The following is a 25,547-nucleotide window of genomic DNA, read 5'->3' on the forward strand; positions in this document are numbered from 1 at the left end:
ATCATCGACCTAAAGAAAAGCCGCACGCCCTACAGGACGTGCGGCTTCTTGTGTCCGAAACTAGCGGCTACTTATTGCTGGTGAGCAACGATGTAGTCGATAGCTTCCTGGACGGTGGTGATCTTCTCAGCCTGCTCGTCCGGGATTTCGGTCTCGAATTCCTCTTCCAGAGCCATCACCAGTTCGACGGTGTCAAGGGAGTCGGCGCCCAGATCCTCGACGAAGGAAGCGCTGTTGGTAACTTCCTCTTCCTTCACGCCGAGCTGCTCAGCGACGATCTTCTTAACGCGTTCTTCGATGGTGCTCATACCGTGTTCTCACTCCTAAAGGAAAAATCCGCACAACGGATTGCGCGTAAGTGTATAGAAAGGGATTTCCGAATTTCAAGCTGACGCGACATCAAGACGTATGCGCGGCCATTGCTGGTCCGACAGTTTACCAGCTTAGCGCAATAGCCGCGCGGGGGTAACGCCGGTCAGCTCATGTACATTCCGCCGTTCACGGGGATCGTGGCCCCGGTCACATAGGCAGCGCCCTCACCGGCCAGGAAGCCGACCACCTTGGCGATTTCGTCGGCCTGGCCGAGGCGACCGGCAGGAATCTGGGTCAGCAGCGCGGTGCGCTGGGCTTCCGGCAGCTCACGAGTCATGTCGGTGTCGATGAAACCCGGCGCCACGGCATTGACGGTGATGTTGCGCGAACCTACCTCACGAGCCAGCGCCCGGGTGAAGCCCTCGAGGCCGGCCTTGGCGGCAGCATAGTTCGCCTGACCGGCGTTGCCCATGGCCCCGACCACCGAACCGATGCTGACGATACGACCCCAGCGACCCTTGGTCATACCCTTGAGCACGGCCTTGGAGAGGCGGAACAGGCTGTTGAGGTTGGTATCGATCACGTCGTACCACTCATCGTCCTTCATCCGCAGCATCAGGTTGTCGCGGGTGATGCCGGCGTTGTTGACCAGGATCGACGGGGCACCGAATTGCGCCTGGACCTGCTCGAGGGCGGTCGCGACGGAGGCGTTGTCGGACACATTGAGCACCAGGCCGGTGCCCTCGATGCCATTGGCCTTGAGCGACTCGGCGATGCGCTGGGCGCCCGCCTCGCTGGTCGCGGTGCCGATCACGGTGGCGCCGAGCCGACCCAGTTCCAGGGCGATGGCTTGACCGATGCCACGCGTGGCGCCCGTGACCAGGGCGACCTTACCTTGCAGACTCATCTCGTTTTCCTCGATTCAAAAAGCCGCACGAGCGGCGGCGAAGGCATCAGGGGTGTCCAGGGCCAGCGTTTCCACGCCCTTGACGCATCTCTTGTTCAGACCGGCCAGCACCTTGCCGGGGCCACACTCCACCAGATGGGTGACGCCCTGGGCAGCCAGGTACTGCACGGATTCGACCCAGCGTACCGGGCTGTACAGCTGAGCCAGCAGATCCTGCTGGAGGCTGGCCAGATCGGTATTGACGCCGGCATTGACGTTTTGCACCACCGGAATCTCCGGCTGGCTCCAGCTGCAGCCGCGCACGTCCTCGGCGAAACGCTCCGCCGCCGGACGCATCAGCTCGCAGTGAGAGGGCACGCTGACCGGCAGGGCCACGGCGCGCTTGGCACCCAGCCCCTTGCACGCCTCGATGGCGCGCTCCACCGCAGCGGCGGAACCGGCGATCACCACCTGGCCCGGGGCATTGAAATTGACCGCACTCACGACGTCGCCCTGGGCGGCTTCGGCGCAAGCTGCCAGCACCTGAGCGTCTTCCAGGCCCAGGATGGCGGCCATACCGCCCTGCCCGGCCGGGACGGCCTGCTGCATCAGCTCACCACGACGCGCCACCAGGCGCACCGCCTCGGCGAACGGCAGGCTGCCGGCGGCGACCAGTGCCGAATACTCACCCAGGCTGTGACCGGCAACGTAGGCGGGCTTGGCGCCTCCTTCAGCCAACCACAGCCGCCAGAGCGCGATGGAGGCGGTCAGGATGGCGGGCTGGGTACGGTCGGTCTGGTTGAGCGACTCCTGGGGGCCCTGCTGGGTCAGCGCCCAGAGGTCATAGCCGAGGACGGCGGATGCTTCCGCGAAGGTTTCACCGATCAGCGCGTGGTGCGTGGCCAGCTCACCCAGCATGCTTAGGGCCTGGGAACCCTGACCGGGAAAGACGAAAGCGAGAGAGGCAGACATAGGCAGGTCTCTTGTAGGTCCATTGCCGGCGAAACCGCGGTTCCGCCACTGACAGACTGAGATGTCGGTGTCGACCGGTCGGTCACACCGCTTTCAGAGCCGCCAAGTTTAACCGGATACGCTCGGGGAGATCAGTCTCCACATCGCGCAGCGCGCGCTCGATGGCCTGAACGAGACCGACTTCGCCTGCCGCGCCATGACTCTTCACCACTACCGCATTCAAGCCGAGAAAGCTCGCGCCGTTGCGCAGCTCCGGATCCCAGTGACGAAAACGCCGGGCCAGCCAGGGCTGCAGCAGCCGACGTTCGAGCCAGGAGGCCGTGCCGCTGCGCTCGACCAGCAGGCGCAGCAAGGCCTCGCCGGACTTGAGCACGGCGTTGCCGGTGAAGCCGTCACAGACCACCACATCCGCGACGGCGGCATAGAGATCGCTACCCTCGACGAAGCCGATGAAATCGAACGCCGGACTCTGGGCGAGGCGGCGCGCCGCCTCTTGAATCACCGGCGTGCCCTTGCCCGGCTCCCGCCCGACATTGAGCAGCGCCACCCTGGGCCGGGCCAGGCCGCGCGCCTGGGCCGCACCCGCGCCCAGACAGGCGAACTGCACCAGCTGCTCGGCTGTGGTGTCCAGGTTCGCACCGAGATCGAGCAGCAGCGTCTGATGCTCTCCCCGCCCCGGCAGCGCCGACATCATGGCGGGCCGGTCGATCTCCGGCAGCGTCCCGAGCAGCAGCCGCGCGAGCGCCATCCAGGCCCCGGTATTGCCGGCACTCAGACAGCCATGGGCACGCCCGTGCTGAACCGCTTCGAGGGCGGCATGCATGGAGGTACGGGCGCGACTGCGCACCACCGTGGCGGGTCTTTCGTCAGGCCCGACGAGGGAGTCGACGTATTCGAAGTCCAGGCGAGCGGCAAGGGAAGCAGGCGGTGACCAGGCCGACAGGGCGTCGCGCTGACCACAGAGGAGAAGACGTAAGGCGGGGAAACGCTCGAGAGCGCTGAGTGAAGCAGGAACAATGCAGCGGGGACCGAAGTCCCCGCCCATTGCATCGATCGCGATGACGATTTCGATCGAGGATTACTCGTCGGAACCCTTGTCGATCACTTTGCGACCGCGGTAGAAACCGTCGGGCGACACGTGGTGGCGCAGGTGAACTTCACCAGTGCTCTTTTCCACGGACAGAGCGTTCGGTTCGAGAGCGTCGTGCGAACGACGCATGTCACGAGCGGAACGGGATTTTTTGTTCTGCTGAACAGCCATGATTTAACTCCTAAACGTTTGGGTCACGCTTCAACTGCGCAAGTACACTGAACGGGTTGGGTCGCTTTTCCTCGTCCGCCGGCTCTTCGGGCGCCTCGAAACCTTCAGGATGCTGGCAAGCCCCTTCTGGATGCGCAGGGATGATCGGCAGAGCGAGCAGCAGCTCCTCTTCGACCAAGCCATGCAGATCCAGTGGATCTTCACCAACCTCCAGGGCATCGTATCCCTGTGGCAAGGCATCGGCCGACTGCCCCTCCCAGAGCACGGCGAAATCGAATTCGCTGTGGATGGGAAGCACTGCCGGCTCCAGACAACGCTGGCAGATCATCTCGACCTCGGTATCGAGGACACCGTGGATGACGTACTGCCGCTGTTGATCACGCCCGAAGTCGAGGACGACGGCTACCGCGCCTTCGGACTTCACGAGCTGCTCGCCGACACGCCGCATGTTCGCGAGAGGCAGCTCACCCTTGAGGGTTACGCCGCGATCCGCCAATTTGCGAGGATCGACCTGAGGTGGAATTGGCCCATTCAACATAAGCGCGCCATTATAGGGACGGCCTTACGGCTGTCAAAGGAAATTAACCCCGAAGCGACTCCGACCGACCTTTGGTCGACCTCGCCCGAGAACAAACTGATGCCCCGTATTCTACTCGCTTCCAGCTCGCCTTACCGCCGCCAATTGCTGGAAAGGCTCTGCTTGCCCTTCGCTCACCAGTCGCCCGATATCGATGAAACGCCTCTACCAGGCGAGCACCCTCGCGATCTGGTGGAGCGGCTGGCCAGACTCAAGGCCGCCGCCCTGGGCAACCAGTCAGACCATACGCTCGTCATCGGCTCGGATCAGGCGACCGCCATCGAGGGCGAGATTCTTGGCAAGCCCCTGAGCCACGACCGTGCCCACCAGCAACTGGCCCGAGCCAGTGGCCGGACGCTGGTGTTCCATACCGGCCTCGCGGTGCTGGACAGCCGGACTGGTGAATGCCGGAGCGAGGTGGTGGATTTCCAGGTCCGCTTTCGGCCGCTGGATGCTGCGACAATCGACCGCTACCTGCTGGCGGAGCAACCCTACGATTGCGCCGGCAGTTTCAAGGCCGAAGGCCTCGGTATTGCCCTTTTCGAAGCCATGCAGGGGGACGATCCGACCAGCCTGATCGGCCTCCCCCTCATTCGCCTGACCGCATTGCTGCGCGAAGCGGGTCTGCAGGTGCCTTAGGCCACCCACAGACCATGCCGGCTAACGCAGCATCGGACCCTGCCAGCCCATATAGAGAGCAAGACGCTCGGCGACGCTGGCGCCCAGGCGCTTGGCAAAGCGATCGAAGGGAGAGTCTTCCTGGGTGAAGTCCACCAGGCGCTCCTCCTTGACCACGTCCCGCGCCACATAGCTGGTGCTGCCGAGGCCATCGATCAGCCCGAGGGACAACGCCTGCTCGCCGGACCAGACCAGACCGGAGAACAGCTCCGGATGACCCTCGACCTTGAGGCGATCACCGCGACCTTTCTTGACGCTGTCGATGAACTGCTGGTGGGTGGTATCCAGCACCTGCTGCCAGAAGCGGGTTTCTTCGGACTTCTGCGGCTGGAAGGGATCCAGGAAGGCCTTGTGCTCGCCGGAGGTATAGACCCGCCGCTCCACGCCCAGCTTTTCCATGGTGCCGACGAAGCCAAAGGAAGCCGCCGTCACGCCGATGGAGCCGACCAGGCTGGCCTTGTCGGCATAGATGGCATCGGCCGCACTGGCCACATAGTAGGCGCCCGAGGCCCCCAGATCGGTGATCACCGCGTACAGCTTGATGTCCGGATGCAGGCCACGCAGCCGCTTGATCTCGTCATAGATGTAGCCGGATTGCACTGGACTGCCGCCCGGGCTGTTGATACGCAGCACCACACCGCGGGTGTTGCTGTCGTCAAAGGCCTTGCGCAGCGCCGTCACGACATTGTCGGCACTGGCCTTCTCGTCATCAGCGATCACGCCCTTGAGTTCGATGAGCGCGGTATGGGCGCCAGACTCGGTCACCCCGCCCTTCTTGCCCAGGGACAGCAGGGGCGTGAACAGCACCAGCATGACGATCAGATAGGCGAAGGTCAGCAGCTTGAAAAAGATGCCCCAACGCCGTGCCCGCCGCTGCTCGCGCACACTGGCGAGCATGGTCTTCTCGATCAGGGCCCAAGTCTTGTCGTCCGTCGGGCGCGAACGCCCGCTGTCTTCTTTCCACTCGTCAGCCATGCCCACTCTCACTCCTGACCACAACATTGTCACCCAGCCATAGCGCCAGGTCCGCGAAAGCTTCGATCACCAGGCGCGGCCCGAAATCCCTCAGGACCTCGACCGGCTGGGCACCATAGGCGACCCCGACCGCATCGACCCCGGCGCGCCGGGCCATCTCCAGGTCGAACACCGCATCCCCCACCAGCAGGGCACGTTCCGGCGCCACACCGCAATGGGCGAGGATCTCCTGCACCATCTGCGGATCGGGTTTGCCGGCCGCCTCGTCGGCGCAGCGGGTAATGTCGAAGAAGTCACTTAGGCCATGCTGCTGCAGCGAGCGAGCCAGGCCACGACGGCTCTTTCCGGTCGCCACGGCCAGTTGATAACCCTGGGCGCGAAAGCGCTGCAGACCACTCATCACCTCAGGAAACAGCGGCGACGCCTCCTGCTCGCGACGGACGAATTCGGCACTGTAGGCATCGCGAAAGCCCTCGATCTGCGCCTGGGTCACCAGGTGTGGATAGAGGGTCTGGATCGCCGCTACCAGCTCCAGGCCGATGATGCCCTTGATGGCCACATCGCTGCGAGGCGGCAGCCCAAGCGTCTCGGCCGCCACGTGCATCACTTCGACGATCCGGCCGATGGAGTCAGCCAGGGTGCCGTCCCAGTCGAAGATCAGCAGCTGATAATCAGGCATCCAGACGCTCCAGCGTCTGACTCCAGGTGCTATCGACCGGCGCTTCCAGTCGCAGCTGGCCACCTTCCGGTAACGGAATCACCAGGCTCGCCGAATGCAGGAACAGCCGCTTGCCACCCAGGTCGCGGATCTCCTGGGAAAAGGCCTCGTCGCCGTACTTGGGATCGCCGGCGATGGCATGTCCGGCATGACGGGCATGGACACGGATCTGGTGGGTACGGCCGGTCACCGGCCGCGCCTCGACCAGGGTGGCGAATTCGCCATAGCGGCGCAGGACGCGAAATTCAGTGAGCGCCTCCTTGCCCTCGTCGTTGACTTCGACCATGCGCTCGCCGGATCTGAGGGTGTTCTTCAGCAGCGGCGCATTGATCTTCTTCTTGGCCGCCGGCCAGTGGCCGCGCACCAGGGCGTGATAGCGCTTGTCCACGCCGTCGCCGCGCAGTTGCTCGTGCAGGAAGCGCAGCATGCTGCGCTTCTTGGCGATCATCAGCAGTCCCGAGGTATCCCGGTCGAGGCGATGGACCAGCTCGATGTCGCGGGCATCGGGACGCAGCTGGCGAAAGACTTCGATGACGCCGCCAGACAGGCCACTGCCACCGTGCACGGCGATGCCGGCCGGCTTGTTGATGACGATGAGGGCCTTGTCCTCGTGAACGATGGAGTCCTCCAGGCGCTCGAGCAGTCCTCTGGCCAGGGGTGCCGGCTCATCGGGCTCGGACAGCCGCAGGGGCGGCACCCGGATCTGGTCACCGGCCTGCAGGCGGTAGTCAGGCTTGATGCGGCCCTTGTTCACCCGCACTTCACCCTTGCGCAGGATGCGATAGATGAGGGTCTTGGGCGCGCCCTTGAGCTGGGTACGCAGGAAGTTGTCGATACGCTGGCCGGCATAGTCGGCGGGCACATCGAGCAGTTGAACGCCGGTGCTGGGAGAGGGAGGCTTAGTCATGGGGGAATGATAGCAATTTTCCCTTATTTGAAGCACTTAAAGCTTGCTGCTATAGTCCGGAGGCGGTTATCAGTCCTGTCTGGATGACGCCGCTCGCGAGGCCGTCGATTCCGCCCGCGAATATAGGCTGCAAATGCAATAGTCACTGGACGTCTGGCCGTCCAGCAGATCGCCGACTCTGCCCAAGGGGGTGAGTGGCGATCTGCGATCCGCCTGGTAACCAAGGCAGCGGCACCCAGGGTGCCAGCTGTAAAACGATAACCGCTCCGGACCTTGCGGGCGGCACCTGATTCCTGAAGATTGTGTGCAGGATGGAGATGCACAACCAGCGTATCGCGTAGCCTGACAGTACGCCTGCAGCCCGCTTCGCGCCCAGCTTCGGCCAAGGTGACGATCGCAGGTGGAAGCCTCAAGGCCAACGGCCGATGCTCCAACCGAGCGACACCTGACACGAATCCCGCGACGACCCGGCTGCCTGAGCCTTTCGGCTGTCACGCCCGCACCATGCCTGGTTGATTCCTCCTCCTGTGGAGCTGCAACGGCAGTCGCTCAAGCGCCTGCAGGAGACGTAGTCGCGGCACGCCCCCGGGCCTGCTGCTGGACACGAAGACCGGATCTACACCGGTTTCGATACGACCCCGTGCACCCTTCTTTCGAATCCTGTTGCCACCCTGCGGGCCGAGAGCCTGGAACGTAGTGGTATTACATGAAGAGAATGCTCATCAACGCGACCCAGCCCGAGGAATTACGGGTTGCCCTGGTCGACGGTCAACGGCTGTTTGATCTGGACATCGAGTCCGGAGCCCGCGAACAGAAAAAGGCCAATATCTACAAAGGCCGTATCACCCGCATCGAACCCAGCCTGGAAGCCGCCTTTGTCGACTTCGGCGCTGATCGCCATGGCTTCCTTCCGCTGAAAGAGATCTCCCGGGAGTACTTCAAGAAGAACCCGGAAGGCCGCGTCAACATCAAGGAAGTGCTCTCCGAAGGCCAGGAAGTAGTCGTCCAGGTCGAAAAGGAAGAGCGTGGCAACAAGGGTGCCGCCCTGACCACCTTCATCAGCCTCGCCGGTCGCTACCTGGTGCTGATGCCCAACAATCCCCGCGCCGGCGGCATCTCCCGTCGCATCGAGGGTGAAGAGCGCAACGAACTGCGCGAAGCCCTGAACGGCCTCAACGCCCCGGGCGACATGGGCCTGATCGTGCGCACCGCCGGCCTGGGCCGCAGCACCGAAGAACTGCAGTGGGACCTCGATTACCTGCTGCAACTCTGGTCCGCCATCACCGAAGCCTCGGGTGATCGCAAGGGCCCCTTCCTGATCTACCAGGAAAGCAACGTCATCATTCGCGCCATCCGCGACTACCTGCGCCAGGACATCGGTGAAGTCCTGGTCGACAGCGTCGAAGCCCAGGAAGAAGCCCTGAGCTTCATCCGCCAGGTGATGCCGCAGTACGCCAGCAAGATCAAGCTGTATCAGGACAGCGTCCCGCTGTTCAATCGTTTCCAGATCGAAAGCCAGATCGAGACCGCCTTCCAGCGCGAAGTGAAGCTGCCGTCGGGCGGCTCCATCGTCATCGACCCGACCGAGGCCCTGGTGTCCATCGACATCAACTCGGCGCGCGCCACCAAGGGTGGCGACATCGAGGAAACCGCGCTGCAGACCAACCTGGAAGCGGCTGAAGAAATCGCCCGCCAGCTGCGTCTGCGCGACATCGGCGGCCTGATCGTCATCGACTTCATCGACATGACCCCGGTCAAGAACCAGCGCGCCGTGGAAGATCGCGTCCGCGAAGCCCTGGAAGCCGACCGCGCCCGCGTACAGATCGGTCGCATCTCCCGTTTCGGCTTGCTGGAAATGTCCCGCCAGCGCCTGCGCCCCTCGCTGCGCGAAACCAGCGGCATCGTCTGCCCGCGCTGCAACGGCCAAGGCATCATCCGCGACGTGGAATCGCTGTCGCTGGCTATCCTGCGCCTGATCGAAGAAGAGGCGCTCAAGGATCGCACCGCCGAGGTACGCGCCCATGTACCCATCCAGGTGGCGTCCTTCCTACTCAATGAAAAGCGCAACAGCATCACCAAGATCGAGCTGCGTACCCGCGTGCGCATCATCATCCTGCCCGACGATCACATCGAGACCCCGCACTTCGAGGTGCAGCGTCTGCGTGACGACAATCCCGAGCTGCTGAACAGCCAGTCCAGCTACGAGATGGCCAACACCGAAGCCGAAGAGGTGCTGCCGGTCAGCTCCACTCGCACCCTGGTACGCCAGGAAGCGGCCGTGAAGGTCGCACCCGAGCGCGCCCCGGCACCCACCCCGGTCGCCGCCGAGACCGTGGCGCCCGCCGCCCCTGCCGCCAAGGCCACCGCCGAACCCAATCTGTTCAAGGGCCTGGTCAAATCCCTGGTCAGCCTGTTCGCCGGCAAGACCGAAGAGCAACCGATGGTCGACAAGACCGCCGCCGCTCCGGAAGTAGCCAAGAGCAGCGACGAGCAGCGCCGTCAGGACGAGCGCCGCAACGGTCGCCAGCAGAATCGCCGTCGCGAAGGCCGTCGTGATGACGAGCGCAAACCACGCGAAGAGCGCCAGCCGCGCGCCGACCGTGGCGAACGCAGCGATCGTCCGGCCCGCGAAGAACGCAAGCCGCGTGAAGAGCGTCAGCCTCGCGAAGAGCGTCAGGCCCGCGAAGACCGCCCGGCTCGCGAGGAGCGTCAGCCGCGCGAAGAGCGCGCCAACCGCGAAGAACGTCAACCCCGTGAAGAGCGTCAGCCTCGCGAGGAGCGCCAACCGCGCGAAGAGCGTCAGCCCCGTGAGGAGCGCGCCAACCGCGAAGAGCGTCAGCCCCGTGAAGAGCGCCAACCCCGCGAGGAGCGCCAGCCACGCGAGGAGCGCCTGAGCACCGAAGAGCGTCCCGCTCGCGAGGAGCGTCAGCCCCGTGAGGAGCGTGCCAGTCGCGAAGAGCGTCAGCCTCGTGAAGAGCGCAAACCGCGTGAAGAGCGTCAGCCGCGCGAAGAGCGCAAGGCGCGCGAAGAACGCCAGGAAGCGGCCAGCGCCGAAGAGCTGAACGAAGAAGAAGTACTGGAAGGCAACGAGGAGCTGGAAGAAGGCGAAGAGCGTCCGCGTCGCCGTTCCCGCGGCCAGCGCCGTCGCAGCAACCGCCGTGAGCGTCAGCGTGATGCCAATGGCAACTTCATCGAAGACGAAGAGCAGAGCGCAGCAGCCACGGACACCAACGTCGCACCGGCTGCCGCTGCCCTGGGTACCGCCGTCGTGGTCAGCGAGAGCGTGACCGCCATCGCCACCCAGGAACAGGTACGCGAAGCGCGTCAGCAAGAGCCTGCAGCTCCTGCCGACACCTCCGCTGCCGCCGAAGCGACGCAGGAAACCGCAGCGCAACAGCCTGCCGCCGACGCCCCTGCCCAGCCGGAGATCCTCACCCCCAACGTGAGCCAACTGCAGGACGAACGCGCGCCGCATCAGGAAGTGGAAATCGCCGCACCAGTTGCCGAGCAGACCGCTCCGGTGACCGCCACCGCACCCACTCCTGCGGCACCTGCCGAAAACGAAGCTGCCGAATCGGCCGCAGGTCGCGCCTCCAACGATCCGCGTGAGCGCCGTCGTCGTGAGCGCCTGGCTCGCGAAGCTGAAGCCGCACGTGCCAAGCAGGCCGAGCAGGACGCTCAGGCCCCTGCACTGGGCGCCATTGCCGAAACCGAAGAAACCTTCGCTACGGCAGCGGTAGGCACCGTAGAGCCGCAACAGGCTCCCGAGGTTCAGCCTGCGCAAGTCGTCGAAGAGCTGCCTGCAGCTAAAGCCGAGTCTGCCCCGATCGTGATGGAAGAACCCGTCGAGGTCGTGCCTAGCCCTGCCCAGGAAGAAGCGGCTACCGTCGCCCTGACCGGCGAGGACGACACCCCTGCAGAGGCCCCCAAGGCCGATGCGGTGAAAGAGGACGAAGCCACTCAGGCCGAACTCGACCGCAAGCTCAAGGAGTCTCGGGAAAATCATCCCGACTGATCTCCGCCAGCCATGAAAAGGGGCGCCTAGGCGCCCCTTTTTTATGCCCCAGATTCGAGCGGGCACGAAGTACCGAGGGTGAGAAGTCGGCCCCATGCAGATGAGCCGGCGGATCGACGCAGGCCGATCCCTTATGCATCAGGGCCCTACCCCAGGGAGGGGCTGCCTGTTGGACTACGGTAATGGAGTTGCCTCAACCCAACCTACGATGCTTGGGAATCGACGTAGGTTGGCGCTCAGCATAGCGAAGCCCAACTTCAGCGAGGATGCACTGCTTGTTGGGCTTCGGCGATGGAGCTGCCTCAACCCAACCTACGGCATTCACCAAGCTGACGTAGGTTGGTGCTGAGCACAGCGAAGCCCAACGCTTGGGACGCGGCCTGAATGTTGGGCTTCGGCGATGGAGCTGCCTCAACCCAACCTACGGCACTCACCAGACCGACGTAGGTTGGTGCTGAGCGCAGCGAAGCCCAACGCCTGGAGACGCGGCCCGAACGTTGGGCTTCGGCGATAGAGCTGCCTCAACCCAACCTACGGTGCCCGAGGAATCAATGTAGGTTGGCGCTGAGCGCAGCGAAGCCCAACGCCTGAGGACGCAGCCTGAACGTTGGGCTTCGGCGATAGAGCTACCTCAACCCAACCTACGGCGCCTAAGCACAAAATCTCGGGTATAAAAAAACCCAGCCGCTTGGCTGGGTTTTTTCGAGCGAATCCCGAAAGATTAACGCTTGGAGTACTGCGGACGCTTACGCGCTTTGCGCAGACCGACTTTCTTACGCTCGACTTCACGGGCGTCACGAGTGACGTAACCGGCTTTGCGCAGGGAGCTGCGGTAGCCTTCGTCGTACTCGATCAAGGCGCGGGTGATGCCGTGACGGATGGCACCGGCCTGGCCGCTTACACCACCGCCAGCGACGGTAACGTAGACGTCGAACTTCTCCAGGGTCTCGGTCAGCTCGAGAGGCTGACGAACGACCATGCGCGCGGTTTCGCGGCCGAAGAAGGTGTCCAGAGCGCGATCGTTGATGGAGATCTTGCCAGTGCCCGGACGGAGGAAGACACGAGCGGTGGCAGTCTTACGACGGCCGGTACCGTAATTTTGAGTTGCCGACATGTTGTACTATCCCGATTAAAACTTGAGTTCTTGGGGCTGCTGAGCGGTGTGCGGATGGTTCGCACCCTTGTACACCTTGAGCTTGCGATACATGTCGCGGCCCAGCGGGTTCTTCGGCAGCATACCCTTGACGGCGGTCTCGATGACGCGCTCGGGAGCACGGGCGATCAGCTTTTCGAAGTTGATCGACTTGATGCCACCCGGGAAACCGGAGTGATGGTAGTACATCTTGTCGGTAGTCTTGGCACCGGTCACACGAACCTGCTCGGCGTTGATGACGACGATGTAGTCGCCGGTGTCAACGTGAGGGGTGTATTCGGGCTTGTGCTTGCCACGCAGGCGAGTGGCGATTTCAGTAGCCAGACGACCCAGAGTCTGGCCAGCAGCGTCGACGACGTACCAGTCGCGCTTAACGGTTTCCGGTTTTGCGGTGAAAGTTTTCATTCTCTATGGCCTCAGAGGCCGCCCTGGTAAAAAGACGGCAAATTCTACACAACAGTGCAACCCCGGACAAGTCAGGGGCAGCCGGAAACAGACGCTCTTCGGGGGCTCGGGTCGGCGTCCGCTACGGCGATCTCGGCAGGCTTAGGCATCCCCCGCCAAGAAAGCTGCGGCATGATACCCGCTCACGATAAAAAAGCAAGCAGAAATCAGAAGGAAAACAGCGCCTGGGTAGCCGCCGAGCCCTGACGCCGTGAGGCCAGGTGGTCCGCCAGTCGTGTGGGTTCCGGTAGGCGATGGCGCCTGACGCAGGCCATGACCAGTGCCGGCGCGGTGGCCAGGCTGACCCGATGCCCAGGGGAGACGATCAGTGGCTTGACCCTGTCCTTGCTGCGCAATACCGAGCCTATCGTCGAACCATCTCGATCCAGCAGCTCGACCTGGCTGCCGCGGGTCTCGGCGAGTTCGGCGTGATGACCGGTAAGGATCTTCTTGGCCACACCGATCGTCGGCAGACCGGTGACCACGCCCAGATGAGCGGCGATGCCCAGCCGGCGCGGGTGGGCGATGCCGTGGCCGTCGCAGAACACCAACTCGGGGGTCTCGGGCAATTCCGCCAGCGCCTGGAGCAGTGCGGGGAGCTCCCGAAAGGACAGCAGGCCCGGCACATAGGGCATCACGGTGGGGATGCGGGCGACGGCATGGGCCAGGGGCTGCAGGGTCTCGGCATCCAGCAGGACAGCCACCGCGCGGGTGATCTCGCCGCCCTCCTCGAAGCCCACGTCGACGCCGGCATAACGCCGCGGCGAGCCGAAGTCGTCATGCAACAGGACCTGCTTGGCCAGTTGCTTTTGCAGGATGCGCGCCTGGGTAGGCGAGCCATCCCAGTCGGCGAAGGGATCAGAATTCACACGTACCTCCCGAAAGCTGGGTCAAAGGATTGATCCTTCAACCCAGCCAGGGTTCAGGGTTTGTGCGGTCGAGCGAGGTACTCGTGGGACTGCATTTCCAGCAGACGGCTGAGGGTGCGCTGGAATTCGAACTCCAGGCGACCACCGGAATAGAGGTCCTTGAGTTCGACTTCGGCGGACAGGATCAACTTGACCTGGCGGTCGTAGAATTCGTCGACCAGGTTGATGAAGCGCCGTGCCATGTCGTCCTTGAGCGCATCCATCTGTTCGACGTTGCTGACCAGCACCGTCTGGAAGATCTTGCCCAGCTCGATGTAGTCGTTCTGGCTGCGCGGACCGTCGCAGAGGGCGCGGAAGTCGAACCAGGCGACGTCTTCGCAGGTGCGGCGGGCGCGGATCTCGCGATTCTCGATCATCAGCGGCACGTCTTCGCAGAGGTCGTTGCACTCGACGGTGAGCGAACGGAAGCTCTTGGCCATCGCGGCCTCGACCTCGTCGCTCAACGGATAGTGAAAGAGCTGCGCCTGCTCCAGGGCGCGCAGGCGATAGTCCACGCCGCTGTCGACGTTGACGATCTCGGTGTGCTCCTTGAGCAACGCGATGGCTGGCAGGAAGCGCGCGCGCTGCAGGCCGTCCTTGTAGAGACCGTCAGGCACAATGTTCGAGGTGGCGACCAGACTCACGCCGTTCTTGAACAGCTCTTCGAGCAGGGTGGCCAGGATCATGGCGTCGGTGATGTCGGAGACGAAGAATTCGTCGAAGCAGATCACCCGTGCCTCGTCGGCGAAGCGCCGAGCGATGATGGTCAGGGGATTCTTCTCGCCCTTGAGGGTACGCAGCTCTTCATGCACGCGCTTCATGAAGCGGTGGAAGTGGGTACGCATCTTCTGCTTGAACGGCAGGGCGTCGTAGAAGGTATCGACCAGATAGGTCTTGCCACGCCCTACCCCACCCCAGAAATACAGCCCCTTGACCGGCGTGATCGTCTTGCGCCCGAGCAGCTTGCCGAACAGGCCGCCCTTGGACGCGGGCTCGGCGAGCAATTCGTCATAGAGGCGCTGCAGATGGCGAACGGCCTCTTCCTGGGCAGCATCGTAGAAAAACTCCGGGCGCTTGAGGTCGGCCTGGTAACGCTCGAGGGGGGTCATGGCGGCTTCTGGTCGGGTGGGAAAAAAGGGTGGTCACTGTAATGGCGGTCCCTGGCGTTGACAACGCCGGGGACCGCGGGTGCCCTTTAGGCTTCGGCCAATTGCGCCAGGGCGGCGCGGGTGCGCTCGACAAGGGCGTCACGGGCGGCGGGGGAATCGCTGGCGACGCCTTCGGCCACTACCTGATCGTCCAGCAGCAGCTGGAAGCCATTGCCGTCTCCCACCACGACACTGGCCGGCATACTGACCAGCTGCTTGCTGGTGATGCCGGCAGTCTTGGCCTCGGCGAAGGGGATCGATAGCGCCAGTTCGGTACCGTCGGCGTCGAGCAGGCGGAAGCGGAAGCTCTCCCCTTCACGGAAGCTGACGAAGCGAGCGGTCTTGCTGGCCTTCTTCTTGGTGCCACTTGTGGCGACCTGGGTCTTGAGCGAGCGCAAGCCCACGGCTTCACGCAGCTCGCCAAGGAAAGGCGTGGCATAGCGGCGGGCCTTGGCGGCACCGGCCAGCAGGATGTCTTCCAGGTCGTCGGGACGGGCGATCAGCGCTGCATAGCGCTCGCGGGCTTCGCCCAGCTCGGCATCCAGCACCTCGAACAGCCGGCCCTTGGCTTCGCCCCAGGCCAGGCCGCCTTGCAGGGCCTCGCGGAAGGCCGCGCTCTGCTCGGCAGTGGCGAAGGCCTGGTAAAGCGTGAAGAGGTGGGCGCTGTCGGGATCCTTGGGCTCACCGGGCAGGCGCGAGTCGGTGACGATGCGGGCGATGGCGTCCTTGAGCTGCTTGGCGCTGCCGAACAGCGGGATGGTGTTGTCGTAGCTCTTGGACATCTTGCGACCGTCGAGGCCGGGCAAGGTGGACACGCTTTCCTCGATGACCGCCTCGGGCAGGGCGAAGTAGTCGCGGCCATTGCCGAACAGGTGATTGAAGCGCTGACCGATGTCGCGGGCCATTTCCACGTGCTGGATCTGGTCACGACCGACCGGCACGCGCCGTGCGTTGAACATCAGGATGTCCGCCGCCATCAGCACCGGGTAGCTGTAGAGCCCCATGGTCACCCCGGCATCGGGATCCTCGCCCTGCTCCAAATTGCGGTCGACCGCGGCCTTGTAGGCATGGGCGCGGTTGAGCAGGCCCTTGCCGGCGACGCAGGTGAGCAGCCAGGTCAGCTCGGGAATCTCGGGAATGTCGGACTGGCGATAGAAAGTCACCCGCTCCGGATCCAGGCCGCTGGCCAGCCAGGTGGCAGCGATCTCCAGACGCGAACGCTGGATGCGCGCCGGGTCATCGCACTTGATCAGGGCGTGGTAGTCGGCGAGGAAATAGAAGGAATCGGCATCGGCGGCCAGGCTGGCGCGGATGGCAGGGCGGATGGCACCGGCGTAGTTGCCCAGGTGCGGGGTACCGGTGGTGGTGATGCCAGTGAGGATGCGAGTGGTCATGGAGGGGCTGGGAATCCGAGAGACTAGGGCTTATCTGAAGAGGTCAGGCCTGCAAACGCGGCAGGACCAGGTCCTTGAGATCGACGAGCTTGCCATGGAAGAAATGACTGCACTCGGCGACGCGGAGCAATTCGTGGGGCTGTTCGAGCGCGGCGGACCAGGCATAGACGCGCGCCGGAGTCACCACCTCGTCGGCTTCGGGCTGGATGACGGTGAGGCGCGCCCGGGTGGGCAGGCGGCCATCGACCGAAAAGCGCTCCACGGGCGGCGCCAGCATGAACAGCTTGGCCACCGCCACACCCTCGCCTTCCAGGCGACCACCCAGGCAGGCGGCGACACAGGAACCGAAGGAGAAGCCGCAAAGGGTCAGCGGCAGGTCGGGATGACGTTCGCGCAACCAGGCCACGGCGGCCGCGGCATCGTCGATCTCGCCTTCGCCGCCGGCATGCACGCCGGTACTGGCGCCAACGCCGCGAAAGTTGAATCTCAGGGTTGCCTGGCCAGCGTCCCGAGCGATGCGCTGCAGGGTGGCGACCACCTTGTTCTGCATGGCGCCGCCGTGGAGCGGATGGGGATGACAGAGCAGGACCGCACCGGTGGGGGTATCCGGGGCCTGGTACAGCGCTTCCAGAGTGCCCGCGGGGCCCTCCAGGAGCAGGGATTGTTCACGGGCTGACACGCTTGACTCCGTGCCCTCGGACGAACAGTGCTCATCCAAGGAGTTGATTTTGATAGGGTCGATCCTGCGCGATGCCTGAGTGCGGGGTATGATGACGCCCAGCGAATGGCAGATGACGCAACCCAGTGTACAGGCTCGCCGGTCTGCCGTTACCGTAAAGCAAAGCCGCTCATAGAGGAAGTTTCGTGGAACAGTCGCTCACTACCTGGTTGTTGCCCCTGGTCGCGCTGCTGATCGGGGTCGGGATAGGTTTTCTGCTGGCACGCCTGGTGCCGGGTGCCGCGCCGAGCCGGGTGCAGCGCCAGCTGGATGACCTGCAGAAGAAGTTCGACGACTACCAGCACGAGGTCACCAGCCACTTCAGCACCACCGCCGGCCTGGTCCGCAAGCTGACCCAGACCTACCAGGACATGCAGTCGCACCTGTCCGAGGGCGCCGAGCGCCTGGCCCAGGACGAGCTGACCCGTCAGCACCTGCTGGCGTCGCTGCACAGCGCCGAGCAACGCTATCCCTCCAGCCGCGAGCGCATCGACGGTCCGACCGAAGCGCCTCGGGACTATGCCCCCAAGGGTGACGGCACCCCCGGCACCCTCGATGAAACCTACGGCGTAAAAAGCCGCGGTTGATCGCCAAGGCCGGGGACTCCCCCGGCCTTTTGCTTTTCCGGCTCCCGCCCTCTTCGCCCGGGGCGTGACACCCGGCCCTTTTCCGGCCCGTCATGGCATAATCTGCGGTTGCAGTCTTTCGCAGGAGAACGCCATGCCCGTAGCGGCCGATGGCCTGAGCCTCTACGGCATCAAGGCCTGTGACACCATGAAGAAGGCTCGCCTATGGCTCGAAGAGCACGGCCAGGCCTATCACTTCCATGACTACAAGCAGAGCGGCATCGACCGCGAGCGGCTGGCGGCCTGGTGCGCGGAGCATGGCTGGGACAAGGTGCTCAATCGCGCCGGTACCACCTTCCGCAAGCTCGACGACGCCCAGAAGGCCGACCTCGATACCGCCAAGGCCATCGACCTGATGCTGGCGCAACCCTCGATGATCAAGCGACCCGTGCTCGATCTCGGCGACCGTACCCTGCTGGGCTTCAAGCCTGAGCTCTATGCCGCGGCCCTGACCTGAGCCCTGCGGCAACCGCCCCCACTACCGCACATCTCGCACCGACCGGATCGGTGCCTTTGCAAAGGAACAGTCACATGTCGAATGCCCTCTTCAGTATCGCCTTCGGTGTCGGCACCCAGAATCGCCAGGACGCCTGGTTGGAAGTCTTCTATGCCCAGCCCCTGCTGAATCCGCCAGCGGCGCTGGTGGAGGCGGTCGCGCCCCTGCTCGGCTACGAGGGTGGCAACCAGGCCATCGCCTTCGCCCCGGCCCAGGCTCGCGGCCTGGCCGAGGCCCTCAAGGGCATCGATGCGGTGCAGTCGGCCCTGCTGACCCGCCTGGCCGAAAGCACCAAGCCGCTGGTGGCCACCCTGCTGGCCGAAGACGCCGCACCTGCTTCCACGCCAGAGGCCTACCTGAAGCTGCATTTGCTGTCGCATCGCCTGGTGAAGCCCCATGGCCTCAACCTGACCGGCATCTTCGCCCTGCTGCCCAACGTGGCCTGGACCAACCAGGGCGCCGTGGATCTGGTCGAGCTGCCGGCCGAGCAGTTGGAAGCCCGCCTGCGCGGCAAGCTGCTGGAAGTCTTCTCGGTGGACAAATTCCCCAAGATGACCGACTACGTGGTACCGGCCGGGGTACGCATCGCCGATACCGCGCGCGTACGCCTGGGCGCCTACGTGGGTGAAGGCACTACGGTGATGCACGAAGGCTTCGTCAACTTCAACGCCGGTACCGCCGGCCCGGGCATGATCGAAGGCCGTGTCTCCGCGGGTGTCTTCGTCGGCAAGGGGTCGGATCTGGGCGGTGGCTGCTCCACCATGGGCACCCTGTCAGGCGGCGGCAACATCATCATCAGCGTTGGCGAAGGCTGCCTGATCGGCGCCAATGCTGGCATCGGTATTCCGCTGGGCGATCGCTGCACCGTGGAATCGGGTCTCTATGTGACCGCGGGCACCAAGGTGGCGGTACTGGACGACCAGAACCAGCTGGTGCGGGTGGTCAAGGCACGCGAGCTGGCCGGTCAGAGCGACCTGCTGCTACGCCGCAACTCGGAAACCGGCGCGGTCGAATGCAAGACCAACAAGACCGCCATCGAACTCAACGAAGCGCTGCACGCGCACAACTGAGTCCATAACCGGGCAGCCCGCCGCGCGCGGGCTACCCCGGAGCTGTCGCCATGTCGCTACCCTCCCCCTGGAGAGCCGAATTTCCGGCTTTCACCGCTTTCGCCGCCGACGGCATCACCTACCTCGACAGCGCCGCCACGGCCCAGAAGCCCCAGGTGGTGCTGGACGCCCTGCTGGCCAGCTACAGCCTGGGCGCGGCCAATGTGCACCGGGCCCAGCACTGGACGGCCGAGCGCGCCACCGCGGCCTACGAAGGCGCCCGGGGGCGGATCGCCGCCTGGCTGGGCGCTGCCTCGCCGCAGGAGGTGGTGCTGACCCGAGGGGCGACCGAGGCGCTCAATCTATTGGCCTACGGCCTGGAAGACAGCTTCGCCGCGGGTGATGAGATCCTCGTCAGCGCCCTGGAGCACCACGCCAACCTGCTGCCCTGGCAGCAGCTGGCCCGGCGCAAGGGGCTGCAGCTCAGGGTGATCCCCCTGACGCCGAGCGGTCATCTGGATCTGGAGGCCGCCAAGGCGCTGCTGGGACCCAGAACCCGGCTGGTCGCGGTCAGCCAGTTGTCCAATGTGCTGGGAACCTGGCAGCCGCTGGTGGAGCTCGCCGCCCTCGCACGAGAACTTTCACCGGCCTGGCTGGTGGTGGACGGCGCCCAGGGCGCAGTCCATGGCCGCCACCGTCCGGGTGACTTCGATGCCGACTTCTATGTCTTTTCCGGCCACAAGCTCTATGCCCCCGAGGCCATCGGCGTGCTCTGGGGCAAGGCCGACCGCCTTGCGCAGCTCAAGCCCTGGCAATTCGGTGGCGAGATGGTGCAGCACACCAGCTTCACTGAGGCCCGGTTTCACACCGCCCCCATGGGCTTCGAGGCGGGTACGCCGCCCATAGGCGCGGCCATCGCCTTGGGCGCGGCGGTCGACTGGCTGCAGGGACAGGATGAAAGTCTCATCCGCGGCCACGAGCAGGCGCTGAGTCTGAAGCTGTTGGCCGGCCTTGCCGCCCGTGACGGCATCCGCATCCTGGGCGAGCCCCAGATCGCCCTGGCCTGCTTCCAGGTCGAAGGCGTGGATGTTGGCGACCTTTCCCACCTGCTGGGGGAGCAAGGCATCGCGGTGCGCGCCGGTCAGCACTGCGCCATGCCGCTGTTCCAGACCCTGAATACACCCGGCGCACTGCGGGTATCCCTGGGCCTGTACAACGATGCCGACGACCTGCAGCGTTTCTTTACCGCGCTGGACAACGCCCTGGAGCTCTTGCGATGAATCTGCTTCCCGATGCGGCGGAAGCCCGCCGTGCCTTCGTCATCGCCAAGGGCTGGGAAGCGCGCTCGCGCCTCCTGCTGCAATGGGCCGAGCGCCTGCCGGCGGTACTGGAAGACCGCGACGAGGATCTGGTGCAGGGCTGCGAAAGCCGGGTGCGCCTGACCCATGAAGCCCAGGGCGAGCGGCACTTCTTTCGCGCCAGCAGCGAATCCCGGGTACTCAAGGGCTTGCTCGCCGTGGTGCTGGTGCGCGCCAACGGTCTCACCCGCGAGGAGCTGGGCCGCCTCGACATCCATGGCTGGCTGGGTGAACTCGGCCTGGAGCGACAACTGTCGCAGTCGCGCAGCAATGGTTTGAACGCGGTGCTGACGCGGATGCGCGAACTGGCCGCCTAACCCTCGCCAGGCACCGAATTGCGCCGCGCCCGGAAGAACTCGGTCAGCACCTGGCCACAGGCCTCGGCCAGCACCCCACCCTCCACCAGCACCCGGTGGTTGAGAAAATCCTGCTCGAAGAAGCGACCGCGGCTCTGCGCCATGCCGGCCCTGGGTTCGCTGGCGCCAAAGACCAGGCGCTGGATACGACTGTGGACGATCAGGCCGGCGCACATGCCGCAGGGTTCCAGGGTGACATAGAGGGTGGCTCCCGGCAGACGGTAGTTGGCCTGACGAGCAGCGGCGTCACGGATGGCCTGCATCTCCGCATGAGCGCTGGGGTCGTGAGCGCCTATGGGGCGATTGAAGCCACGACCTATGATCTCGCCGTCGAGGACTACCACTGCCCCCACCGGGACCTCGCCTTGCGCCGCTCCCTGCTGCGCCAGCGCGAGGGCTTCCCGCATGAAGAGGTCATCCTGACTGCGGTCGATGATGGGCAAGGGGCGAAAGCGGGCCATGATGGGACTCTGGTAAAAGGCGCCATGATACCGCTGCCAGCGGAACCGGTCAGGCTGTCGATGATGCAGGCGCGATCACCCATTATAAAGTGATCGCACCAATGGTTATCGAACAATACAGATGAAATAATGAGGTGAAATGACGTCTGGCAAGATGTGATCTATATCACATAGACGGCTATTAACCGACCTGACGCTAACAGGTGCGTCGGCACAAGGTCCTATTCAAGAGTTCATTTGAGACAGTCGCATGATTGCTGCACCTTCCGGTCAGTCGCTGCAAAGCTGCGAAAGCGAGCCGATCCGCATTCCAGGCGCTATCCAGGCGCACGGTTATCTCCTCGCGTTCGACGAAAGAGAGCAGCTGATCAAGCACATCAGTCGCAACCTGACCGACCTGCTGGGCAAAGCGGAAAGCGAATTGTTGAATCAGCCTCTGGCGCAGACCCTGCCGTCCGAGCTGTTCGAACAGGTGCAGCACGCCCTGACCCTGGAGCATCTGGAAGAGGTCAACCCGCTGGCCTGGACGCGCCCGACCCGCGACATGGATGTGATCCTGCATCGCAGCCATGGTCTGGTCTTCATGGAGTTCGAGCCGGACGATCATGGTGGCGTCGAACCGGCCGGCCTGGCCCGCGCCCTGGCGCGCCTGCAGCAGGCGCGTACCTTGCCGGAACTGTGCGAAGGCGCCGTGCGTGAAGTGCGGGCCTTGACCGGCTTCGACCGGGTGGTGGTCTATCGCTTCGACGACGGTGGCGATGGTCAGGTGGTGGCCGAGAGCCGCGTCGAGGACATCGACAGCTATCTGGGCATGCACTTCCCCGCTGCCGACATTCCCGCTCAGGCACGTGCCCTCTATCACGAGAACTGGATTCGCAACATTCCAGACGCCAATTACGAGGCGGTGCCGCTGATACCGGCCTTCCTGCATGGCACCACCAAGGATCCCATCGACCTGACCCATGCCGTGCTGCGCAGCGTATCGCCCATCCATTGCCAGTACGTGCGCAATCAGGGCCTGCGCGCCTCCATGAGCGTATCACTGATCAGCGATGACAAGCTCTGGGGCCTGATCAGCTGTGGCCACCGCGATCCCCTGTACCTTCCCTATCGCACGCGCATGGCCTGCCGGTCGGTGGGGGTGCTGGTCTCGCTGATGATCCGCGCGCTGGAGAATCGTCAGGTCCAGCGCGAGATCGACGCCCGTGAAGCGCAATTGGCCGCGCTGATCCAGGGCATGTGCGACAGCAAGGGCGAGGTGCTCAGCGGTCTCTGCGAACGGGCGACGGATCTGCTGGAACTGGTGGATGCCACCGGTGCCGCGGTCCTGGTGGAGGAAGAACTCTGCACCCTGGGTGAATGCCCGAGTGCGGAAGACATCCGTATGCTCGCGGCCTGGGTCACCGCGGAAATGGATGCCTCGGGCATCTATGCGACCCGCTGCCTGACCGACGAACTGCCGGACGCGCGGCGCTACAGTGACCGGGCCAGCGGTGTGCTGGCGCTGTCACTGCCCAAGCCGGTGCGTAATCTGGTGCTCTGGTTCCGCCCCGAGATCGTGACCACCGTGGTCTGGAGCGGCAATCCTGCCAAGCTGGAACCCACGACGTCCGCCTCGGGCTCAGGCCTCAACTATCCCCATCCACGGCGCTCCTTCGATGCCTGGAAGGAACTGGTACGGCTGCGCTCCGAGCGCTGGCGGCCTTCCGATCTGTTCGCCGCCAAGGATTTGCGCCGCTCGGCGGTCGAGCTGGATCTGGCGCGTCAGGTGGAGCGTGAACGCCAGGCGGTGCGGCTGCGCGACGAGATCGTCGCGGCCGTCTCCCATGACCTGCGCAGCCCCATTACCATTATCCTGATGAAGGTGGGGATGATCCACCGCATGCTGGAAAAGCTGGCGCTGGGCGATGATCGTCTGCCCAGTTCGCTGGAGGTGATCGAGACGGCCGCCAATCGCATGAATGCCCTGATCAACGATCTGCTGGACCTGTCGAAGATCGAATCGGATCGACTCGCCCTGGACCTGAAACCCGCGCGTCTGGCAGACGTCTGCGCTCAGCCCATCCTGCTGTCGCGTCCGCTGGCGGAGATCAAGAACATCAGCCTGGAGTATGCGGTCGACCCGGATCTCCAGGTACTGGTGGAGGCCGAGCGCATCTTCCAGGTACTGATGAACCTGCTGGGCAATGCCATCAAGTTCACCGCACCGGGTGGCCTGGTGCAGCTCAGCATGCAGCGCATCGGCACCCTGGCCGAGATCAGCGTGACCGACAATGGCCGCGGCATGAATCAGGCTCAGCAGGCGCGGGTCTTCGAGCGGTTCTGGCACGTTCAGGAAGACAATCCCACCGGCCACGGCCTGGGCCTGTACATCGCCAAGGGCATCGTCGAGGCCCATGGGGGCGAACTGAGCGTCGTCAGTGCTCTGGGCGAGGGCAGCACCTTCAAGTTCACCCTGCCCGTCGCGCCCTAGCGAGGCAGGACACAGAAAGGGAAAGCCCCGGTGGCCGACAGCGACGTTGAAACCACCGGGGGAGCCAAGGCTCGCTGTAATGGACGTCAGCGAAACGCCGTGAATTCCCACCTTTCGTCGGCATCGAAGGTCATTTTCTTCAATACGGCAAGTGGTCACGCTCGCTAGCGTCAGGTGTCCTCAATCGACGAGACCTCAAGATGACCCTGATCCTCTCCATGGCCGCCTTTGCCCTGGTCGCCTCTCTCTCGCCCGGCCCGGTCAACCTGGTCGGCTTCAATACCGGCCTTACCCATGGTTGGCGTCCAGCCTTGTGGCACGTTGCGGGTGCCACCCTGGGCTTCGTGCTGTTGCTGGTGGCGGTCGGCCTTGGCCTGCATGAGGTGCTGGAAACCTGGCCGATGCTGCTCTGGGTCTTGCGCGTGGCCGGCGCGCTCTTCCTGCTGTACCTGGCCTGGAAGCTGGCGCGGGCCTCCGGCGACCTGGGCGTTGGACAGACGCGGCAGTGCCCGGGCTTTCGCGACGGCGTCCTGCTGCAGTGGCTCAATCCCAAGGCCTGGCTGGCTGCGGCCGCCGGCGTGGCACTGTTCGTTGGCGAGGATCGCGGACGCCTGGCGCTGTTCGCCGGCCTCTATCTGGTGATCTGCTTCGCTTCGCTCGCCTGCTGGGCGGTGGCGGGCGAATGGCTGCGAGGGCGATCCCTGACGGCCGCGCGGCTGCGGCTGCTGAATCACGTCCTTGCGGCGCTGCTGGTGCTATGCGCCGCCTCCCTGCTGTGGGAGGGTTGAAGCGGCGCGGTACTGACCAGGGGTGGCCGCCACCAGGCGCTTGAAGGTGCGCTGCAGGTGGGCCTGGTCGGCGAAACCAGTGGCCAGGGCGACCTCGGCCAGCTCCTCGCCCTGGCGTAGCCGTTGTCGCGCCAGGCGGATGCGGCGATCGATCAGATAGGCATGGGGGGTCAGGCCAAAGCGCCGGCGGAAGCTGCGAATCAGCTGGGTGGGCGAGAGATCCGCGACCTGGCTCAGCTGGTCCAGGCTGACGCCCTCACCGCAGTGGGCATCGAGAAACTCGGCGGCGCGGCGCAAGCGGCGATCCTCACGCTCCCGCGCGGCGGCGATGGGCGTGCGCCCCAGTCGGGCCAGCACGGATTCGAAATACAGCAGTGCCTGGCTCTGGCGCTGCAGGGCAAGGCTATCGGGATCGACCAGGCAGGCATGCAGTGCTTCCAATCCGGCGTACAGCCGGTCGTCCTGGGACAGCTGCACGGCCAGCGGCTGGAAGTCCTCGGCGCCCGGGCGCTGTAGCTCGGCCAGCCAGCCAGCGTCCACATGCAGCATGCGATAGCGCCAGGCGTCCTCGCCCTGGGGATTGCAGGCATGGACGTCGCCGGGATTCATCAGCACCAGGGTACCCGCCCCTACCAGTTCGCGGGTCGGTCCATTGTGATAGCGGCTGCGCCCACCCAGCACGGTGCCGATGGAAAAGGTCTCGTGGGAATGGGGGGCATAGCAGAGTGCGCGACCGTCCTGGATGGAACGGGCTTCGAGAAAGGGCAGCGCAGGATCACGCCAGAAGTGGGGTACGGCGGTGCCGGTAGCGGTCATGCGGCGGGAATTCCGGGACGACGGACCGGATCAGTCTAGACGTCGTCCCGGAAGGGGG

At 64.6% G+C, this 25,547-nt stretch carries 26 protein-coding genes; 9 read left to right on the forward strand and 17 right to left on the reverse strand.

Annotation, left to right across the window (positions count from 1 at the left end; genetic code table 11):
- Window positions 1–71: 71 nt before the first annotated feature.
- From acpP to APT59_RS22250, 6 genes are all read right to left on the reverse strand, one after another.
- Window positions 72–308, reverse strand: a complete 237-nt coding sequence (acpP, locus tag APT59_RS15835; protein ID WP_007160597.1) for an acyl carrier protein — start codon at window positions 306–308, stop codon at window positions 72–74.
- A gap of 167 nt (window positions 309–475) precedes the next feature.
- Window positions 476–1,219 (reverse strand): 3-oxoacyl-ACP reductase FabG, encoded by a 744-nt coding sequence (gene fabG / locus APT59_RS15840; protein WP_059315736.1) that lies wholly within the window; start codon window positions 1,217–1,219, stop codon window positions 476–478.
- A 15-nt stretch (window positions 1,220–1,234) separates the two neighbouring features.
- Complete coding sequence (fabD, locus tag APT59_RS15845) at window positions 1,235–2,170, reverse strand: ACP S-malonyltransferase (protein WP_059315737.1); 936 nt, start codon at window positions 2,168–2,170, stop codon at window positions 1,235–1,237.
- A gap of 82 nt (window positions 2,171–2,252) precedes the next feature.
- Complete coding sequence (gene plsX / locus APT59_RS15850; protein ID WP_082696370.1) at window positions 2,253–3,215, reverse strand: phosphate acyltransferase PlsX; 963 nt, start codon at window positions 3,213–3,215, stop codon at window positions 2,253–2,255.
- A gap of 33 nt (window positions 3,216–3,248) precedes the next feature.
- Complete coding sequence (gene rpmF / locus APT59_RS15855; RefSeq protein WP_010797729.1) at window positions 3,249–3,431, reverse strand: 50S ribosomal protein L32; 183 nt, start codon at window positions 3,429–3,431, stop codon at window positions 3,249–3,251.
- 10 nt (window positions 3,432–3,441) lie between these two features.
- A complete protein-coding gene (locus APT59_RS22250) occupies window positions 3,442–3,969 on the reverse strand; it encodes a YceD family protein (RefSeq protein ID WP_082696371.1) in 528 nt (175 codons plus the stop codon).
- 99 nt (window positions 3,970–4,068) lie between these two features.
- On the opposite strand from APT59_RS22250, the gene APT59_RS15860 reads away from it, so the two are divergent.
- Entirely contained in the window at window positions 4,069–4,647 is a 579-nt protein-coding gene (locus tag APT59_RS15860) for a Maf family protein (protein WP_059316926.1), read from the forward strand.
- A 21-nt stretch (window positions 4,648–4,668) separates the two neighbouring features.
- Here APT59_RS15860 and sppA read toward each other — a convergent pair whose 3' ends face one another.
- Genes sppA through rluC form a run of 3 tightly spaced genes read right to left on the reverse strand, consistent with a single transcriptional unit; the run spans window position 4,669 to window position 7,286 of the window.
- Window positions 4,669–5,661 (reverse strand): signal peptide peptidase SppA, encoded by a 993-nt coding sequence (sppA, locus tag APT59_RS15865; RefSeq protein ID WP_059316927.1) that lies wholly within the window; start codon window positions 5,659–5,661, stop codon window positions 4,669–4,671.
- Window positions 5,654–6,340 carry an HAD-IIIA family hydrolase gene (locus APT59_RS15870; protein WP_059315738.1) on the reverse strand — a complete coding sequence of 229 codons (687 nt, stop codon included), beginning with the start codon at window positions 6,338–6,340 and terminating at the stop codon, window positions 5,654–5,656. The genes sppA and APT59_RS15870 overlap by 8 nt, the downstream gene beginning before the upstream one ends.
- Window positions 6,333–7,286, reverse strand: coding sequence for a 23S rRNA pseudouridine(955/2504/2580) synthase RluC (rluC, locus tag APT59_RS15875; protein WP_059315739.1), 954 nt, complete (start codon window positions 7,284–7,286; stop codon window positions 6,333–6,335). The genes APT59_RS15870 and rluC overlap by 8 nt, the downstream gene beginning before the upstream one ends.
- Window positions 7,287–7,992: 706 nt before the next feature.
- Here rluC and rne point away from each other — a divergent pair.
- A complete protein-coding gene (rne, locus tag APT59_RS15880) occupies window positions 7,993–11,301 on the forward strand; it encodes a ribonuclease E (RefSeq protein WP_082696372.1) in 3,309 nt (1,102 codons plus the stop codon).
- 721 nt (window positions 11,302–12,022) lie between these two features.
- On the opposite strand, the gene rpsI is transcribed toward rne, so the two are convergent.
- The 6 genes from rpsI to APT59_RS15910 all read right to left on the reverse strand — a co-directional run bounded on the left by rpsI (window position 12,023) and on the right by APT59_RS15910 (window position 17,027).
- A complete protein-coding gene (rpsI, locus tag APT59_RS15885) occupies window positions 12,023–12,415 on the reverse strand; it encodes a 30S ribosomal protein S9 (RefSeq protein ID WP_007160608.1) in 393 nt (130 codons plus the stop codon).
- 15 nt (window positions 12,416–12,430) lie between these two features.
- On the reverse strand, window positions 12,431–12,859 hold the full coding sequence (gene rplM / locus APT59_RS15890; RefSeq protein WP_007160609.1) for a 50S ribosomal protein L13: 429 nt from the start codon (window positions 12,857–12,859) through the stop codon (window positions 12,431–12,433).
- A 206-nt stretch (window positions 12,860–13,065) separates the two neighbouring features.
- Window positions 13,066–13,767, reverse strand: coding sequence for a deoxyribonuclease V (gene nfi, locus APT59_RS15895; protein ID WP_059315741.1), 702 nt, complete (start codon window positions 13,765–13,767; stop codon window positions 13,066–13,068).
- 53 nt (window positions 13,768–13,820) lie between these two features.
- Complete coding sequence (gene zapE / locus APT59_RS15900) at window positions 13,821–14,915, reverse strand: cell division protein ZapE (protein ID WP_059315742.1); 1,095 nt, start codon at window positions 14,913–14,915, stop codon at window positions 13,821–13,823.
- An 86-nt stretch (window positions 14,916–15,001) separates the two neighbouring features.
- The gene (locus tag APT59_RS15905) at window positions 15,002–16,348 is read right to left on the reverse strand and encodes a tryptophan--tRNA ligase (protein WP_059315743.1); all 1,347 of its coding nucleotides are present in this window, start codon (window positions 16,346–16,348) and stop codon (window positions 15,002–15,004) included.
- Between the two features lie 43 nt (window positions 16,349–16,391).
- Window positions 16,392–17,027 (reverse strand): alpha/beta hydrolase, encoded by a 636-nt coding sequence (locus tag APT59_RS15910; protein ID WP_059315744.1) that lies wholly within the window; start codon window positions 17,025–17,027, stop codon window positions 16,392–16,394.
- 185 nt (window positions 17,028–17,212) lie between these two features.
- On the opposite strand from APT59_RS15910, the gene APT59_RS15915 reads away from it, so the two are divergent.
- The 5 genes from APT59_RS15915 (at window position 17,213) to APT59_RS15935 (ending at window position 20,912) form a co-directional block, all read left to right on the forward strand.
- Window positions 17,213–17,653 (forward strand): YhcB family protein, encoded by a 441-nt coding sequence (locus APT59_RS15915; protein ID WP_007160614.1) that lies wholly within the window; start codon window positions 17,213–17,215, stop codon window positions 17,651–17,653.
- Window positions 17,654–17,786: 133 nt separating this feature from the next.
- Complete coding sequence (locus APT59_RS15920) at window positions 17,787–18,149, forward strand: ArsC family reductase (protein WP_059315745.1); 363 nt, start codon at window positions 17,787–17,789, stop codon at window positions 18,147–18,149.
- A 74-nt stretch (window positions 18,150–18,223) separates the two neighbouring features.
- Complete coding sequence (gene dapD / locus APT59_RS15925; RefSeq protein ID WP_059315746.1) at window positions 18,224–19,258, forward strand: 2,3,4,5-tetrahydropyridine-2,6-dicarboxylate N-succinyltransferase; 1,035 nt, start codon at window positions 18,224–18,226, stop codon at window positions 19,256–19,258.
- A 50-nt stretch (window positions 19,259–19,308) separates the two neighbouring features.
- Window positions 19,309–20,517, forward strand: a complete 1,209-nt coding sequence (locus tag APT59_RS15930) for an aminotransferase class V-fold PLP-dependent enzyme (RefSeq protein ID WP_059315747.1) — start codon at window positions 19,309–19,311, stop codon at window positions 20,515–20,517.
- Complete coding sequence (locus APT59_RS15935) at window positions 20,514–20,912, forward strand: SufE family protein (RefSeq protein WP_059315748.1); 399 nt, start codon at window positions 20,514–20,516, stop codon at window positions 20,910–20,912. The genes APT59_RS15930 and APT59_RS15935 overlap by 4 nt, the downstream gene beginning before the upstream one ends.
- Here the strand turns inward: APT59_RS15935 and tadA are convergent.
- The gene (gene tadA / locus APT59_RS15940) at window positions 20,909–21,412 is read right to left on the reverse strand and encodes a tRNA adenosine(34) deaminase TadA (protein WP_059315749.1); all 504 of its coding nucleotides are present in this window, start codon (window positions 21,410–21,412) and stop codon (window positions 20,909–20,911) included. The genes APT59_RS15935 and tadA overlap by 4 nt on opposite strands.
- A gap of 250 nt (window positions 21,413–21,662) precedes the next feature.
- Between tadA and APT59_RS15945 the strand changes: the two genes are divergently transcribed.
- The gene (locus tag APT59_RS15945; RefSeq protein WP_059315750.1) at window positions 21,663–23,885 is read left to right on the forward strand and encodes an ATP-binding protein; all 2,223 of its coding nucleotides are present in this window, start codon (window positions 21,663–21,665) and stop codon (window positions 23,883–23,885) included.
- 200 nt (window positions 23,886–24,085) lie between these two features.
- A complete protein-coding gene (locus tag APT59_RS15950) occupies window positions 24,086–24,673 on the forward strand; it encodes a LysE family translocator (RefSeq protein ID WP_059315751.1) in 588 nt (195 codons plus the stop codon).
- Here the strand turns inward: APT59_RS15950 and APT59_RS15955 are convergent.
- On the reverse strand, window positions 24,641–25,489 hold the full coding sequence (locus tag APT59_RS15955; protein WP_059315752.1) for an AraC family transcriptional regulator: 849 nt from the start codon (window positions 25,487–25,489) through the stop codon (window positions 24,641–24,643). The two genes, APT59_RS15950 and APT59_RS15955, sit on opposite strands and share 33 nt — an antisense overlap.
- Between the last annotated feature and the right edge of the window lie 58 nt (window positions 25,490–25,547).

Origin of the sequence: Pseudomonas oryzihabitans (genome assembly GCF_001518815.1) — a bacterium.
In the GTDB taxonomy this organism is placed as follows: domain Bacteria; phylum Pseudomonadota; class Gammaproteobacteria; order Pseudomonadales; family Pseudomonadaceae; genus Chryseomonas; species Chryseomonas oryzihabitans_E.